Raw genomic sequence first — 14,949 nt, 5'->3', positions numbered from 1 at the left:
GACGGGGCGGCCGTGATGTCCTGGTCCGTCGAGTGTAGACCGCTCCAACGGACCAGCGAAAGCCCGCCGGAGTTCAGGCCGCCTGGCGCTCCGGCGTGCGGGTCCGTGCCGAGGTCTGCTCGGGCAGCTCGTCGCGGTGCACCCATCCGGTGCCGCACTCCGCGCAGGTCGCCCAGGCGTTGTCGCCGTGTTCGTCCGTGTCGATGACGACCGTTCGCAGGTCGCAGTCGGGGCACCAGCCGTCGTGCATCATCACGCGCTCCTCATCGTCTCGCAGGCCACCCGATGTGGCTCGATGCAGACCATGAGACACCCGGCCACCGACATCCGAGGGACCGCTCCGGCGTGTCGTCCGTGCCGCCGCGGGCTACTCGCCGAGCGCGGCCTCGAGCCGTTCGAGCTTGCCGTCGATCTCGCCGGTGTGCCCGGGGCGGATGTCGGCCTTGAGCACGAGCGACACCCGCGTGCCGTACGCACCGACGGCCTCGGTGGCGCGCCTGACGACGTCCATGACCTCGTCCCACTCGCCCTCGACCTCGGTGAACATCGACGAGGTGCGGTTCGACAACCCGCTCTCGCGCACCACGCGCACGGCGGCCGCGACGGCGTCGTGCACGGACCCGTCGGACGTTGCAGCGGGACCACCGGACGGAGCGACGGAGAAGGCGACGATCATGCGTCCATCCTGCCCGGCTCGGGCTGGTCGTGCACGGACGGCGACGAGCGCGCCGACACCCGTCCGGACCCCGCGCGACGCCCCATCCGCACCAGCACGACGACGCTCCACACCAGGATCGCCACCTCGAGCACGTTCCGCACCGTGAGCACCACGAGGATCCACGGCTGCACGCCGAGCAACTGGTCGTAGTAGCCCGGGTAGATCACCTGCGTGAGCAGGGCCATCGGCAGCGCGAGCACCGCGATGGGCACGAACCGACGCGCACTCGGGGTGCCCGCCGCGAGCCCCCACACGATCGGCACCGCGAGCCAGCCGATGTACTGCGGCGACCCGACCTTGTTCGTCGCGATGAGCGCCGCCACGAACAGGAGCGCGAGGACCGGTGCGAGCTCGGCCCGACGGGCACCGCGGTGTGCGGCCCAGAGCGCGAGCACGACCCCGGCCACCACGACGACGGCCATCAGCGGCGTCGACACCGCGGCGGCGACCGACGTGCCGGCACCGGACACCTCGAAGGTCAGGATCTCCTGGTCGTAGAAGACCGCCGCTCCGGGGACGCCGAACGCCGCGGCCCACATGAAGGGTGTTGCGAGCGGCGACTCGATCTGCAGGGCACGACCGGTCTGCTCACCGACGAAGGACAGCAGGTACGGCGCACCGCCCCACAGCACGTCGACGAGCACGATCAGGGCGCTCAGCACCAGGGCTCCGGCGAGCACACCCCGGCGGTGTCCGCGACGCAGGAGCAGCAGCACCGCGACGAGCGCCGCGGGCCACACCTTCGTCCACGCGCCGGCGGTGAAGAGCGCGGAGGCGACAGCCGGCCTCGAGGCGACGAACGCCACGCCCACCAGCGCGAACACCGTCGCGACGGTGTCGATCCGACCGAGCGCGATCGGCCCGAGCGCGAGCAGGAACAGCAGCCACCACCAGACGACCCGCACGCCGAAGCGGTCGGACGACCCGACGCGGGCCCGGAACCGCCACAGGAACGCGCACGCCACGGCGTCGAGCAACACCATCAGCAGCAGCCAGCCGGTGCCGATGGACTCGACTCCCCCGAGCGCCGCGGCCGCCATCGGCACGATCGCCAGGATCGGGTACACCCAGGCGCCGTCGACGCCGACCCAGAAGTCCGCGGTCCGCCCGGTCTCGATCCAGCGGCTGTAGGTGATGGTCACGTCACCGAGCGGCAGGTTCGCCGACACGAGGGTCAGCCACCACAGGAACCCGTGCACGGCGACGAACGCCAGGACGAAGCCGGCGAGTTCGAGCCACCGGGTCGAGGTCCTCTGCACCGGACGAGCGTAGCGGCCGGACCGGGGGCGATCGCCGTCACGATCTCAGGCTCTCCCGAGCATGACGTGTCACCGTTCAGCTCGTGACCTCCGACACCCCGCGCAAGCGCCGCAAGGCCGTCATCTGGATCTCCGTCATCGCCGCCGTCGTCGTCCTCGGCGTCGTGGGTGCGGTGGTCTTCACGAACGTCTACACGAGCACCGAGAACGCGAAGGCCTCGGCCGCGCCGTCCGTCGCCGCCACCCGCGAGGCCTCCACCCTCGACGGCACGGACCTGTCCGGCGAGTGGACGGTCGGCGGCGATTCCGAGGCCGGGTACCGCGTCCACGAGGTCCTGAACGGCTCCGACGTCACCGTCACCGGCCGCACCGACAGCGTCGCCGGCACCGCGACCGTCGACGGCACGAGCATCACCGCCGCGAAGATCACGGTGCAGGTCGCCGACATCGCCACCGACTCCGACCAGCGCGACGCCTACTTCCGCGACTCCGCGATGGACGCGTCGGCCTTCCCCGAGGCCACCTTCGAACTCACCGCGCCGATCGCCGACGCGGTCCCGAGCGGTTCCGACACGACGACCGTGTCGGCTCCGGGGAAGCTCACCCTGCACGGCGTCACGAAGGACGTCACCGCGAAGCTGCAGGTCGGCCTGAACGGCGACGGCGTCGACATCTCCGGTTCGGTCCCGATCACCTTCTCGGACTACGGCGTGCCGGCCCCGAGCCTGGGGTTCGTCAAGGTCGACGACGCCGGTTCCGTCGAGTTCCTGGTGCACGCGACGCCCGCGAGCTGACGTCCGCGACGCGCGTCGCGCCCGTGACGTGCCCGCAATCGGACGGGAGGCCCGTGGCGACGCCGCCACGGGCCTCCCGTCCGTCCCACGCTCGCGTCGACAACAAGCGACACCACCGACGTCGTACGACACCGACACTGTCGTCACCCCGCGCCCGCAACGAACGACGAAGCCGATGTCGTACGACCTCGACGCTGTCGCTCCCGCGCACCCGCAACAGTCAGCGCCTGCAACGAACGACGAAGTCGATGTCGTACGACGTCGACACCGTCGTTCCACACCGACGACTACCCGCGCGCGTCCCCGTCGACGACCAGGTCCCGCACGACCCCCGGCAGCTCGGCGATGAGCGTCGTCATCGGGAACGGTCCGCCGCCGGACGCCCGCCGCGCCGCGAGTCCGTGCACCACCGCGGCCGACGCGGCCAGGTGGGCGAGGTCCGACGGGGTGAGCGACGACCCGGCCGCTTCGACGGAGCCCTGCCGCGCGGCGACGAGCGCTCCGAGCACGCCGCCCAGCACGTCCCCGGCGCCGGCCGCCGCGAGCCACGGCGTCGCGGACGCAGCCACGAGCCGCACCGACCCGTCCGGGGTGACCACGTGGGTCCGCTCCCCCTTGAGCAGCACGACGCTGCCGGTCTGCTCGGCCGCACGGAGCGCCGCGGCGGCCGGGTCCTGCTCGATCTCGGCGCGATCGGCCCCCAGGAACGAAGCGAGCTCACCGGCGTGCGGGGTGAGCACGGCGAGCGGCCCGAGGTCGACGAGCGGGATCGCCCCGGCGTCGACGACGACCGGGACGCCGTCGTCGGAGGCGTGCGAGAAGCCAGACGCCGTCGTCTCGTCCAGGTCACCGAGCGACGGCGCCGAGACCCCGGAGCCGACGAGCCAGGCCTGCACGCGGCCGACGCCGGACACGACCTCGGGGCGGCGGGTGAGCACGTGGTCGGTGGCGCGTGACGGTCCGACGTACCGGACCATGCCGACCCCGGTGTGCACGGCGGCATCGACCCCGAGCACCGCGGCGCCGGGGTACTGGTCGGACCCGGTGGCGACGCCGAGCACCCCGCGGCGGTACTTGGTGGACTCCCCCGTCGGCGCGGTGACCCACGCGGCGGCATCGGACGGTCGGACGGGCACGAAGTCGTTCACCGGTCCCACGTTACGGTGGAGCGCATGAGCCTGTTCCTGCCTGGTCGCGTGGTGGTCTTCGACTACGGCGAGGTGATCAGCCGGACGCCACACGCCTCGCGGGACGCCCTCGTGGCCGCCACCGGGGTCCCGGCGGACGAGCTGTTCCCGGTGTACCAGGAGCTCCGGCACGACCTGGACCGCGGCGACCTGTCCGTCGTGGCGTACTGGCGTGCGATCGCGGAACGGACCGGACGGACCTGGAGCATCTCGGAGATCCACCGGTTCTGGGCGATCGACTTCACCGGGTGGTTCGAGGTCGAGCCGGAGACCCTCGAGATCGTCGAGGAGCTGCACGACGCCGGCACCCGTTTGGCCCTGCTCTCGAACGCGGGCTTCGACTTCGGTGACCCGTACCGCCGCTCCCCGATGGGCTCGCTGTTCGAGACCGTCGTGGTGAGCGCCGAGGAGCACGTCCTGAAGCCCGCGGCATCCATCTACCGCGACACCTGTGCGCGCTTGGGAATCGACCCGGGTCAGATGGTGTTCGTGGACAACAGGGCCGAGAACGCCACCGGTGCGGAAGCGATCGGGGCGGTCGGCCACCACTACACGTCGCCGGCGTCGCTGCGGTCGTTCCTGACGGAACTGGCCGAGGCGCCGGCACCCGTCCTCTGAGGAGCCCGCGTGACGCACGCCCTGTTCGACCCGATCACCGTCCGTGACCTGACCGTCCGCAACCGCATCTGGGTCTCCCCGATGTGCCAGTACTCGGTGGACCAGCAGGACGGCGTCCCGACGCCGTGGCACCTCGTGCACCTGGGCGGGTTCGCCAAGGGCGGCGCCGGCGCGGTCGTGGTCGAGGCGACGGGTGTCGTGCCCGAGGGACGGATCACCCCGCAGGACCTCGGGCTGTGGAACGACCAGCAGCGCGACTCGTTCAAGCCGATCGTCGACTTCCTGCACGAGCAGGGCGCCGCGGCGGGCATCCAGCTGGCGCACGCCGGTCGCAAGGCGTCGACCTACCGCCCCTGGGACACCACACACGGCACCGTCCCCGCCGACCAGGGCGGCTGGACCACGGTCGCTCCGTCGGCCGTGGCCTTCGACGGCTACGACGTCCCGCGCGAGCTCGCGGTCGAGGACATCCGCGTCGTCGCCCTCGCCTTCGCGCAGTCCGCCCGCCGCGCGGTGGAGGCCGGGTTCGACCTGGTCGAGATCCACGCGGCCCACGGCTACCTGCTGCACCAGTTCCTCTCGCCGCTGAGCAACCAGCGCACCGACCAGTACGGCGGCTCGCTCGAGAACCGTGCCCGCGCGCTGCTCGAGGTCGTCGACGCCGTGCGCGCCGAAGTCGGCGAGGGCTTCCCGATCGTCGTCCGGTTCTCGGCCACCGACTGGGTCGACGGCGGGCTCACGCTCGACGAGACCACCGTGGTCGCCCGCTGGGCCGCTGAGCACGGTGCCGACCTGGCCGACGTGTCCACCGGCGGCAACGTCGCGAGCGCGCCGATCCCGGTCGGCCCCGGCTACCAGGTGCCGCACGCCGCGGCGATCAAGCGCGACGCCGGCATCCCGACGATCGCCGTGGGCATGATCTCCGAGGCGTTCCAGGCCGAGCAGATCGTCGCGACCGGCCTGGCCGACGTCGTGATGATCGGTCGCGAGATGCTCCGCGACCCGTCGTTCGCGCTCCGTGCCGCCGTCGAACTCCGCGTGCCGGTCGACTACGAGCCGCAGCAGTACCACCGCGCGCGGATCACGGCCTAGGCGCGGTCGGTTCTGTACGGATTCACGGTTCAGCGACCGCGCAGGCAGTACGATTGGCAGCACTGTGGACGATCCCCCGAATAGTTCTTCGCCTCACTCATCCGCCGCTCACTCGGTGAGCTGCACGTCATCCCTGTGCGCGAACGGGGGTGAATCATGAGTCCGATCGACATCGTCATGCTGATCGGCGGCATCCTGCTGACCCTCGGCACGGGTGTCTTCGTCGCGTCCGAGTTCGCGCTGGTCAACCTCGACCGCGCCGACGTCGAAGCGCGGCGCGACCGCGGTGAAGCCGGCCTCGCACCGGTCATCGGCGCGCTGAAGGTCACCTCGACGCACCTGTCCAGCGCACAGCTCGGCATCACGCTGACCACGCTGCTGACCGGCTACCTGCTCGAACCCTCGATCGCGAAGCTGCTCGAGGCGCCGTTCCTGGCGATGAACCTGCCAGAGGGCATCGTCGAGACCGTCGGCTCGATCGTGGCGCTCGTCATCGCGACCCTGCTGTCGATGATCCTCGGCGAACTGGTGCCGAAGAACTTCGCGCTCGCGCTGCCCCTGCAGACCGCCAGGCTCGTGGTCCCGCTGCAGATCGCGTTCACGACGGTCTTCAAGCCCGCCGTCGCGCTGCTGAACGGCACCGCGAACGCCGTGCTCCGGTCGCTGGGCATCGAGCCGCAGGAGGAACTCTCCGGTGCGCGCAGCGCCGAGGAACTCACCTCGCTGCTGCGCCGCTCGGCCTCCGAGGGCTCGCTCGAACAGGACACCGCGACGCTCCTCGAGCGCACCATCTCGTTCTCCGAGCTGAGCGCCAGCGACGTGATGACCCCGCGCCCGAGGCTCTCCACCATCCGCGTGTCCGAGTCCGCCGAGGACGTCATCGCCCTCGCCCGCAAGACCGGCTTCAGCCGCTTCCCCGTCATCGAGGAGGACGCGGACGACGTCGTCGGCATCGTGCACGTCAAGCAGGCCGTCGCCGTGCCGCGCGAGAAGCGTCCGGAGGTCCCCGTCGGGGCACTCATGACCGACGCCGAACGCGTGCCGGAGACCATGCCCGGCGACACCCTGCTCGCCGAGGTCCGCGGCCGCGGCTACCAGATGGTCATCGTCGTCGACGAGTACGGCGGCACCGCCGGGGTCGTCACGCTCGAGGACCTGATCGAGGAGATCGTCGGCGAGGTCTCCGACGAGCACGACCGCGCCCGCATCGACGTGGTCCGCTCCCGTGACTGGCTGACCTTCCCCGGTCTGCTGCGTCCCGACGAGCTCGAGGACCGCGCCGGCGTCAAGGTGCCCGAGGAGGGCCCGTACGAGACCGTCGGCGGGTTCGTCATGTCGACGCTGGGCCGTCTGCCCGTCGTCGGCGACGAGGTGCCCCTGGACGGCGGCGTGTTCCGCGTCGAGCGGCTGGACGGCCGTCGGATCGACCGCATCCGCTGGACCCCGACGCGGCCGTCGACCGACACGGCGGCGACCGCGATCATCATCCCGTCCACCAAGAGCACCCCGACCACCACGACGAAGGGCAGCACCCGATGAGCTCCGATTGGTGGGGCATCTTCTGGCTCGTCGTCCTGTTGATGGGCAACGCGTACTTCGTCGCGGCGGAGTTCGCGGTCATCTCCGCACGTCGCTCGCAGATCGAGCCCCGCGCCGAAGAGGGCTCGAAGGCCGCGCAGATGACGCTGTGGGCGATGGAGCACGCCACCCGCATGCTCGCGACGACCCAGCTCGGCATCACGGTCTGCTCGCTGCTCATCCTGAACGTGTCCGAGCCGGCGATCCACCACCTGCTCGAGGTCCCGCTGCACCTGACCGGCTGGAGCGCCGAGGTGATCGGCACCGTGGCCTTCGTGTTCACGCTGCTGCTCGTGTCGTTCCTGCACGTGGTGTTCGGCGAGATGGTGCCGAAGAACATCTCGTTCTCGATGCCGGACCGCGCCGCACTGCTGCTCGTGCCGACGCTCTGGTACATCGGTCACGGCCTGCACTGGGTCATCGTCGGCCTGAACGAGGTCGCGAACGCCGTGCTGCGGCTGTTCCGCGTCGAGCCCAAGGACGAAGCGGTGAGCGCCTTCACGGTGGAAGAGGTGCAGACCATCGTGGAGCAGTCCCGCCGCGAGGGCACCCTGACCGACGACGGCAAGCTCGCCCTGGCGTTCGAGTTCACCGAGAAGAAGGTCCGTGACGTCGCCGTGCCGATGGCCGAGCTGGTCACCCTGCCCGACGACGCCACCCCGGCCGACGTCGAGCACGCCGTGGCGCAGCGCGGGTTCTCCCGCTACGTGCTCGTCGGCGAGGACGGCTCCCCCACCGGCTACGTGCACGTGAAGGACGTCATCGACCTGCGGCCGGACGAGTTCGACGACCCGGTGCCGCCGAAGCGCATCCGCCAGCTCATCTCGCTCTACACCGAGATGGACCTCGAGGACGCGCTCGCGACCATGCGGGCCGCGGGCCGCCACGTGGCCCGCGCCTTCGACGCGGACGGCCGCACGATCGGTGTGCTGTTCCTCGAGGACATCCTCGAAGAACTGGTGGGCGAGGTCGAGGACGCGACCCGACGCCGGTAGACGCACCGGCAGACGGACGGGAGGCCCGTGGCGACACCGCCACGGGCCTCCCGTCCGTTCGTGGTCGCGACCAGGGCGACGCGCGCCCCGTCCGCGCTACCAGCTGACGGGCAGGGGCTTGCCCTCCTCGTACCCGGCGGCGGACTGGATGCCGACCAGAGCTCGCTCGGAGAACTCGGCGAGGGACGACGCGCCCGCGTAGGTGGCGGAGCTGCGGACGCCGGTGGTGATCATGTCGAGCAGGTCCTCGACGCTCGGACGCTCCGGGTCGAGGTAGATCGTCGACGACGAGATCCCCTCGGCGAAGAGCGCCTTGCGGGCTCGCTCGTACGGGTCGAGCCGCTCGAACCGCTCACGCACGGCCTTGGCCGAGGCCATGCCCCAGCTCTCCTTGTACGCCTTGCCGGCGGCGTCGCGACGCAGGACGCCCGGGGCCTCGAGCGTGCCGGCGAACCACGAGCCGATCATCACGGCGGACGCCCCGGCTGCCAGCGCGAGGGCGACGTCGCGCGGGTAGCGCACCCCGCCGTCCGCCCAGACGTGCGCGCCGAGCGAGCGGGCCGCCGCCGCGGTCTCGAGCACGGCGGAGAACTGCGGACGACCGACGGCCGTCATCATGCGGGTGGTGCACATGGCACCAGGGCCGACGCCGACCTTGATGATGTCCGCTCCCGCCCCGACCAGGTGCGCGACGGCGTCGGCGGTGACGACGTTGCCGGCGACGAGCGGGATGCCGAGCTGCAGGGACGCGACCGTGCGGAGTGCGCGGAGCATGCCGTCCTGGTGTCCGTGCGCGGTGTCGAGGACCAGGACGTCCACGCCCGCGGCTGCCAGCGCCTTCGCCTTGGCGGCGACGTCGCCGTTGATGCCGAGCGCCGCGGCGACCCGGAGCCGGCCGGAACCGTCGACGGCGGGCGTGTAGATGTCGGAGCGGATCGCGCTCGTCTGGCTCGTGGTGCCGACGACCCGGCCGTGCCGCATCACCGGCGCGAAGTCGACCTCGGCGGCCGCGAGCACGTCGTACACGTGCCGGGGCGTGCCGGCGTCCTCGGCGTCGATCGCGGTCGAGGCGCCGTGCAGCAGGTCACCGAGGACGGCGTCGGGGCCGGCGGTGCCGAGGCGTGTCGCGGGCACGCAGCCCAGGTACTCCCCGTCGGCGTCGCGGACGACCACACCACGGCCGGCCACCGGCAGGAGCTGCTCGAGGGCCTCGGCGACGGTGGTCTGCGCGCCCATGTCGTAGGCGGTGTCGAAGTCGACCGGCTGGTCCTTCACCCAGCGGATCGCGGCGTCGAGGTCCTGCAGGTGCATGTCCTGCGGCAGCACGCCCAGACCGCCGCGGCGGGCCAGGGTGGCGGCGAGCCGGGGGCCGGTGACGGAGTTCATGTTGGCGCTGACGATCGGGATCGTGGCACCGCTGCCGTCGTTCGCCGCGAGGTCGACGTCGAAGCGGCTCGTCACGCCGGAACGGCTCGGGACGAGGAAGACGTCGGAGTAGGTCAGGTCGTGCGTCGGCCGCGTCTCGTAGAACCTCATGCGCTCCACTGTACGGCTCCCGTCAGGGCCCCGACCGGGTGCTCGGGGGCTGCCGACTCGCGCCGCGGCTGACACGGAACGGACATGTCGGAGCGGCTAGGCTTGGCACCTGTGCGGCGCAGGGTTGCTCCGCACGACACACACGAGCATCTATCGACGGAGAGTGGGCGATCGGCTGTGTCGAGCCATCTGACCGGAACGGACGAGACCGCGGGCGAATTCGGGGCGAACGAGTGGCTCGTCGACGAGCTCTACGAGCAGTTCGTCGCGGACAAGGAGTCGGTCGACAAGTCCTGGTGGCCGGTCCTCGAGAGCTACCACCGCACGCAGGTCGGTGACGCTCCGGCTCCGGCGGGGTCCCCCGCACCGCAGGCGCCGACGCAGCAGCAGTCCTCGACGCAGCAGCCGGCCACCGGGGACACCCCCGGCGAGGCGAAGTCGGGTCCGATCCAGGCGAAGACCACCTCGCGCCAGCCGGCACCGCAGCCGATCCCGGCCGAGGCGAACGACGCCGCCGACGACCACGAGGAGACCCACGAGGACGTGGCGACCCCGCTCCGGGGCATGGCCAAGACGCTGGCGTCGAACATGGACGCCTCGCTGACGGTCCCGACCGCCACGAGCGTCCGGACCATCCCGGCGAAGCTGATGATCGACAACCGGATCGTCATCAACAACCACCTGCGACGCGCCCGCGGCGGCAAGATCTCCTTCACTCACCTGATCGGGTGGGCGATGGTGCAGGCGATCAAGGACTTCCCGAGCCAGAACGTCTTCTACGAGGAGCGCGACGGCAAGCCGTTCGTCGTCGCCCCGGCGCACGTCAACCTCGGCATCGCGATCGACGTCCCGAAGAAGGACGGCACCCGCTCGCTCCTGGTGCCGAGCATCAAGCGCGCCGAGACCCTGACGTTCGGGCAGTTCCTCTCCGCCTACGAAGACCTCGTCAAGCGGGCCCGTGAAAACAAGCTCACCCCGGCGGACTTCCAGGGCACGACGATCTCGCTCACCAACCCGGGTGGCATCGGCACCGTGCACTCGGTCCCGCGTCTGACGAAGGGGCAGGGCTCGATCATCGGCGCCGGTGCCCTCGAGTACCCGGCGCAGTTCCAGGGCTCGGCGTCGAAGACCCTGGTCGAGCTCGGCATCGGCAAGACCATCACCCTGACGAGCACCTACGACCACCGCGTCATCCAGGGCGCCGGTTCGGGTGAGTACCTCAAGCACGTGCACGAGCGCCTCATCGGCGAGCACGGCTTCTACGACGGCATCTTCGCCGCGCTCCGGATCCCCTACAAGCCGATCCAGTGGGCGAACGACATCAACGTCGACCTGGCGCACCGGGTGAACAAGACCGCCCGCGTGCAGGAGCTCATCAACAGCTTCCGCGTCCGTGGGCACCTGATGGCCGACATCGACCCGCTCGAGTACCGCCAGCGCACGCACCCCGACCTCGAGATCGAGAGCCACGGGCTGACCTTCTGGGACCTCGACCGCGAGTTCGTCACCGGTGGGCTCGCCGGCACCACTTCGGCACCGCTGCGCGACGTCCTCGGGATCCTGCGCGACGCCTACTGCCGCACGGTCGGCATCGAGTACATGCACATCCAGGACCCGGAACAGCGTCGCTGGGTGCAGGAGCGCATCGAGGTGCCGTACTCGAAGCCCTCGAAGGAAGAGCAGCTCCGCGTCCTCGGCAAGCTCAACGAGGCCGAGGCGTTCGAGACCTTCCTGCAGACCAAGTACGTCGGCCAGAAGCGCTTCTCGCTCGAGGGCGGCGAGTCCACCATCGCCTTCCTCGACACCCTCATCCAGCACGCCGCCGGAGCCGGACTGGCCGAGGTCGCGATCGGCATGGCCCACCGCGGCCGCCTGAACGTGCTGACGAACATCGCCGGCAAGACCTACGGGCAGATCTTCCGTGAGTTCGAGGGGTCCTCGCTGCCGGGCACGGTGTCCGGTCAGGGATCCGGCGACGTGAAGTACCACGTCGGCACCGAGGGCGTGTTCCGCACGTCCGACGGCTCGAGCATCCCGGTGACGATCGCCGCGAACCCGTCCCACCTCGAAGCCGTCGACGGCGTGCTCGAGGGCATCGTCCGCGCCAAGCAGGACCGCGAGGCCCCCGGCAGCTTCGGTGTGCTCCCCGTGCTCGTGCACGGCGACGCGGCGATGGCCGGTCAGGGTGTGGTCGTCGAGACGCTGCAGATGTCGCAGCTCCGCGGCTACCGCACCGGTGGCACGGTCCACCTCGTCATCAACAACCAGGTCGGGTTCACCACCCCGCCCGAGTCGGCGCGCAGCTCGGTGTACTCCACCGACGTCGCGAAGACGATCCAGGCGCCGATCTTCCACGTGAACGGTGACGACCCCGAGGCCGTCGCCCGGGTCGCCGAACTCGCCTTCGCGTACCGCGAGGAGTTCCACCGCGACGTCGTGATCGACCTGATCTGCTACCGCCGTCGTGGGCACAACGAGGGCGACGACCCCTCGATGACGCAGCCCCTGATGTACAACCTCATCGAGGCGAAGCGCTCCGTCCGCACGCTGTACACCGAGGCCCTCGTCGGCCGCGGTGACATCACGCAAGAGGAGTACGACGAGGCGCACCGCGACTTCCAGGACCGCCTGGAACGCGCCTTCGCCGAGACGCACGAGGCACAGACCGGCACCATCCCGGTCATCGACGTCGACGACGACGGTGCGGTGCAGGGGCTCGAACGCCCGGCCGCGCAGCGCGACGACTCCGAGGTCGAGGTGCACGAGACCGCCGTGTCCGAAGAGCTCGTCCGGGCGATCGGTGACGCGCACAGCAACCCGCCCGCCGGGTTCTCCATCCACCCGAAGCTGCAGCAGCTGCTGACCAAGCGGACCGAGATGACGCGCAACGGCGGCATCGACTGGGCGATGGCCGAGCTCATGGCGATCGGGTCGATCCTGGTCGAGGGCAAGCCCGTCCGCCTCGCCGGACAGGACGCCCGACGCGGCACGTTCGTCCAGCGCCAGTCGGTGTTCCACGACCGGGTGAACGGCCAGGAATGGCTGCCGCTGTCGAACCTCACCGAGGACCAGGCCCGGTTCTACGTGTACGACTCCCTGCTGAGCGAGTACGCGGCGATGGCGTTCGAGTACGGCTACTCGGTGGAGCGCCCCGAGTCCCTCGTGCTCTGGGAGGCACAGTTCGGCGACTTCGCGAACGGCGCCCAGATCGTCATCGACGAGTTCATCTCGTCCGCCGAGCAGAAGTGGGGGCAGCGCTCCGGCCTCGTCCTGCTGCTGCCGCACGGGTACGAGGGCCAGGGGCCGGACCACTCGTCGGCACGCATCGAGCGCTACCTGCAGCTGTGCGCCGAGGACAACATGATCGTCGCGCGCCCGTCGACCCCGGCGTCGTACTTCCACCTGCTCCGCCGTCAGGCGTGGGCCCGGCCGCAGAAGCCGCTCGTCGTGTTCTCCCCGAAGGCGATGCTCCGGCTCCGTCAGGCGACGAGCGCGGTCGAGGACTTCACGACGGGAACGTTCGAGCCCGTGCTGGACGACGCTCGGATCACCGACAAGGGTGCCGTGCGCCGCGTCGTGCTGCACTCCGGCAAGGTGCACCACGACCTGCGTGCCGAGGTCGACAAGCGCGGCATCACCGACGTCGCTCTCGTCCGGCTCGAGCAGCTCGCCCCGCTCCCCCTCGACCGCCTGCTCGAGGTCCTGGCGGGCTACCCGGACGCCGACGTCGTGTGGGCGCAGGAGGAACCGGAGAACCAGGGTGCCTGGCCGTTCGTCTGCATGAACCTGTCGCCGCACCTGGGCGGCCGACCGTTGTCCGTGGCGGCCCGCTCGGCGAGTGCCGCACCGGCCACGGGTTCCTCGAAGCGCTCCGCGCAAGAGGCCGCCGAGGTCATCAACACCGCGTTGAGCGCGTCGGCCTAGCCACCAGGAAGCGCCCCGTGCGGGAGTCCGAGGGACTCCGGCACGGGGCGCTTCGACGTTCGCGGGGAAGGCGGCGCTACGCGATCTTCGTGTACCGCACCCCGGCGTCGTGGTACCCGCGCTTCTGGTAGAAGCGGTGCGCGCTGTCCGTCGCGGCCGCGCTGACGGCACTGAGGCGACGCGCGCCCTGCTCGACCGCCCACGCTTCGAACGTGCCGATGAGCGCCGAACCGGTGCCGAGCCTCCTGGCCGTGTCGTCGACCACCAGCAACAGCAGCTGCGCCGTCGGCTCGTCGCTGGCGTACGCCCACGTGACCTGTGCGCCGGCGACGGCGACGACCCGTCCGTCGTCCCCCCGGACCACCCAGGTGCGGTGCCCGGCTTCGGGGGTGAGCCGGTCGAGGCGGGCGCGCATCGACGCGTCGTCGACGTCGTGACCGAGCAGGCGGACGAGGGCGGCGACGTCGGCGACGTCCGTGTCGGACCAGGTGGTGGTCGACTCGACGGAGAGGGTCATGTCGGCCAACCTACCCGGGCCGTCGGTCGTGTTGCGACGGGGTTCCATAACAACTGATATTCATATACGCTGCTGTCATATCACCCGCCGGGTGAACCGACCGACAGGACAGCCATGCACACCACCTCCCGCCACGGCCGCACCGCCGCCTGGATCGCCTTCCCGCTCGCCGTCGTCGCCAGCGGCGCACTCATCGCCACGGCCTCGTACGCCGCCTTCTCGAGCAGCACCGACAACGCCGCGAACAGCTGGCGTACCGGTGCCGTCTCCCTCACCGACGACGACCAGGGCGTCGCGATGTTCGACGTCGACGACCTGGTGCCCGGGTCCGACGGCTCGAACTGCATCACGGTGACGGCGAACACCACCAACGCCTCGACCGTGAAGCTCTACGCCGCGGACGCGGCCGACGCCGACGAACTGGCGCAGTACGTCGGCATGAAGGTCGAGCGCGGCGCCCTGGGTACCGCTGGGGACTGCAGCACCTTCACCACGGGGACGACCGTGCACGACGGGACCCTCGCCGACCTCATGGCGTCCGAGTCCTTCGGCACCGGCGTCGACGCGTGGAAGCCGGCGACGGGCACGGCGAGCACGACCTACCGCTTCAGCTACGACCTGGGCGAGGATGCGCCGAACACCGTGTAGTCGTCCGAGGCCGGCACCACGTTCGTGTGGGAAGCGCAGACCGACTGATCCCCGCCCCCATCCCGATCCGTCCCACCCGACCC

13 protein-coding genes are annotated in these 14,949 nt (G+C 70.8%); 7 read left to right on the top strand and 6 right to left on the bottom strand.

From position 1 onward, the window contains the following. Nucleotides 1-73: 73 nt before the first annotated feature. The 3 genes from DEJ00_RS02645 to DEJ00_RS02635 form a co-directional block, all read right to left on the bottom strand. Nucleotides 74-253, bottom strand: a complete 180-nt coding sequence (locus tag DEJ00_RS02645; protein ID WP_111056343.1) for a hypothetical protein — start codon at nt 251-253, stop codon at nt 74-76. Between the two features lie 114 nt (nt 254-367). Continuing rightward, on the bottom strand, nt 368-676 hold the full coding sequence (locus DEJ00_RS02640; RefSeq protein ID WP_111056342.1) for a thiamine-binding protein: 309 nt from the start codon (nt 674-676) through the stop codon (nt 368-370). Continuing rightward, nucleotides 673-1,977: a glycosyltransferase 87 family protein gene (locus DEJ00_RS02635; protein ID WP_111056341.1), complete on the bottom strand. Its 1,305-nt coding sequence runs from the start codon at nt 1,975-1,977 to the stop codon at nt 673-675. The genes DEJ00_RS02640 and DEJ00_RS02635 overlap by 4 nt, the downstream gene beginning before the upstream one ends. Nucleotides 1,978-2,060: 83 nt before the next feature. On the opposite strand from DEJ00_RS02635, the gene DEJ00_RS02630 reads away from it, so the two are divergent. Continuing rightward, nucleotides 2,061-2,771, top strand: a complete 711-nt coding sequence (locus tag DEJ00_RS02630; RefSeq protein WP_111056340.1) for a YceI family protein — start codon at nt 2,061-2,063, stop codon at nt 2,769-2,771. A 287-nt stretch (nt 2,772-3,058) separates the two neighbouring features. Here DEJ00_RS02630 and DEJ00_RS02625 read toward each other — a convergent pair whose 3' ends face one another. Then, complete coding sequence (locus DEJ00_RS02625) at nt 3,059-3,919, bottom strand: ADP/ATP-dependent (S)-NAD(P)H-hydrate dehydratase (RefSeq protein ID WP_111056339.1); 861 nt, start codon at nt 3,917-3,919, stop codon at nt 3,059-3,061. Nucleotides 3,920-3,943: 24 nt separating this feature from the next. Here DEJ00_RS02625 and DEJ00_RS02620 point away from each other — a divergent pair, with 24 nt between their 5' ends. The 4 genes from DEJ00_RS02620 (at nt 3,944) to DEJ00_RS02605 (ending at nt 8,241) form a co-directional block, all read left to right on the top strand. Beyond that, a complete protein-coding gene (locus DEJ00_RS02620; RefSeq protein ID WP_027465829.1) occupies nt 3,944-4,576 on the top strand; it encodes an HAD family phosphatase in 633 nt (210 codons plus the stop codon). Between the two features lie 9 nt (nt 4,577-4,585). Then, nucleotides 4,586-5,668 carry an NADH:flavin oxidoreductase/NADH oxidase gene (locus DEJ00_RS02615; protein WP_111056338.1) on the top strand — a complete coding sequence of 361 codons (1,083 nt, stop codon included), beginning with the start codon at nt 4,586-4,588 and terminating at the stop codon, nt 5,666-5,668. A gap of 156 nt (nt 5,669-5,824) precedes the next feature. Further along, complete coding sequence (locus tag DEJ00_RS02610; RefSeq protein ID WP_027465831.1) at nt 5,825-7,207, top strand: hemolysin family protein; 1,383 nt, start codon at nt 5,825-5,827, stop codon at nt 7,205-7,207. Further along, nucleotides 7,204-8,241: a hemolysin family protein gene (locus DEJ00_RS02605; RefSeq protein ID WP_027465832.1), complete on the top strand. Its 1,038-nt coding sequence runs from the start codon at nt 7,204-7,206 to the stop codon at nt 8,239-8,241. Before DEJ00_RS02610 ends, DEJ00_RS02605 begins: the two co-directional genes overlap by 4 nt. A gap of 96 nt (nt 8,242-8,337) precedes the next feature. On the opposite strand, the gene DEJ00_RS02600 is transcribed toward DEJ00_RS02605, so the two are convergent. Continuing rightward, on the bottom strand, nt 8,338-9,777 hold the full coding sequence (locus DEJ00_RS02600) for a GuaB1 family IMP dehydrogenase-related protein (protein ID WP_071406349.1): 1,440 nt from the start codon (nt 9,775-9,777) through the stop codon (nt 8,338-8,340). A 177-nt stretch (nt 9,778-9,954) separates the two neighbouring features. Between DEJ00_RS02600 and DEJ00_RS02595 the strand changes: the two genes are divergently transcribed. Then, complete coding sequence (locus DEJ00_RS02595) at nt 9,955-13,701, top strand: multifunctional oxoglutarate decarboxylase/oxoglutarate dehydrogenase thiamine pyrophosphate-binding subunit/dihydrolipoyllysine-residue succinyltransferase subunit (protein WP_181440068.1); 3,747 nt, start codon at nt 9,955-9,957, stop codon at nt 13,699-13,701. 76 nt (nt 13,702-13,777) lie between these two features. On the opposite strand, the gene DEJ00_RS02590 is transcribed toward DEJ00_RS02595, so the two are convergent. Continuing rightward, entirely contained in the window at nt 13,778-14,218 is a 441-nt protein-coding gene (locus DEJ00_RS02590; RefSeq protein ID WP_027465835.1) for a GNAT family N-acetyltransferase, read from the bottom strand. A 114-nt stretch (nt 14,219-14,332) separates the two neighbouring features. Between DEJ00_RS02590 and DEJ00_RS02585 the strand changes: the two genes are divergently transcribed. Continuing rightward, a complete protein-coding gene (locus tag DEJ00_RS02585) occupies nt 14,333-14,866 on the top strand; it encodes a hypothetical protein (RefSeq protein ID WP_111056337.1) in 534 nt (177 codons plus the stop codon). Nucleotides 14,867-14,949 lie beyond the last annotated feature (83 nt).

Origin of the sequence: Curtobacterium sp. MCLR17_039 (genome assembly GCF_003234745.1) — a bacterium.
GTDB lineage: Bacteria > Actinomycetota > Actinomycetes > Actinomycetales > Microbacteriaceae > Curtobacterium > Curtobacterium flaccumfaciens.
This window is presented reverse-complemented; position numbering and strand designations above follow the sequence as displayed.

Coding starts and splice junctions, on each gene's coding strand:
- DEJ00_RS02590 (WP_027465835.1), bottom strand. CDS start 14,218: ATGACCCTCTCCGTCGAGTCGACCACCACCTGGTCCGACACGGACGTC.
- DEJ00_RS02645 (WP_111056343.1), bottom strand. CDS start 253: ATGATGCACGACGGCTGGTGCCCCGACTGCGACCTGCGAACGGTCGTC.
- DEJ00_RS02640 (WP_111056342.1), bottom strand. CDS start 676: ATGATCGTCGCCTTCTCCGTCGCTCCGTCCGGTGGTCCCGCTGCAACG.
- DEJ00_RS02620 (WP_027465829.1), top strand. CDS start 3,944: ATGAGCCTGTTCCTGCCTGGTCGCGTGGTGGTCTTCGACTACGGCGAG.
- DEJ00_RS02610 (WP_027465831.1), top strand. CDS start 5,825: ATGAGTCCGATCGACATCGTCATGCTGATCGGCGGCATCCTGCTGACC.
- DEJ00_RS02605 (WP_027465832.1), top strand. CDS start 7,204: ATGAGCTCCGATTGGTGGGGCATCTTCTGGCTCGTCGTCCTGTTGATG.
- DEJ00_RS02585 (WP_111056337.1), top strand. CDS start 14,333: ATGCACACCACCTCCCGCCACGGCCGCACCGCCGCCTGGATCGCCTTC.
- DEJ00_RS02600 (WP_071406349.1), bottom strand. CDS start 9,777: ATGAGGTTCTACGAGACGCGGCCGACGCACGACCTGACCTACTCCGAC.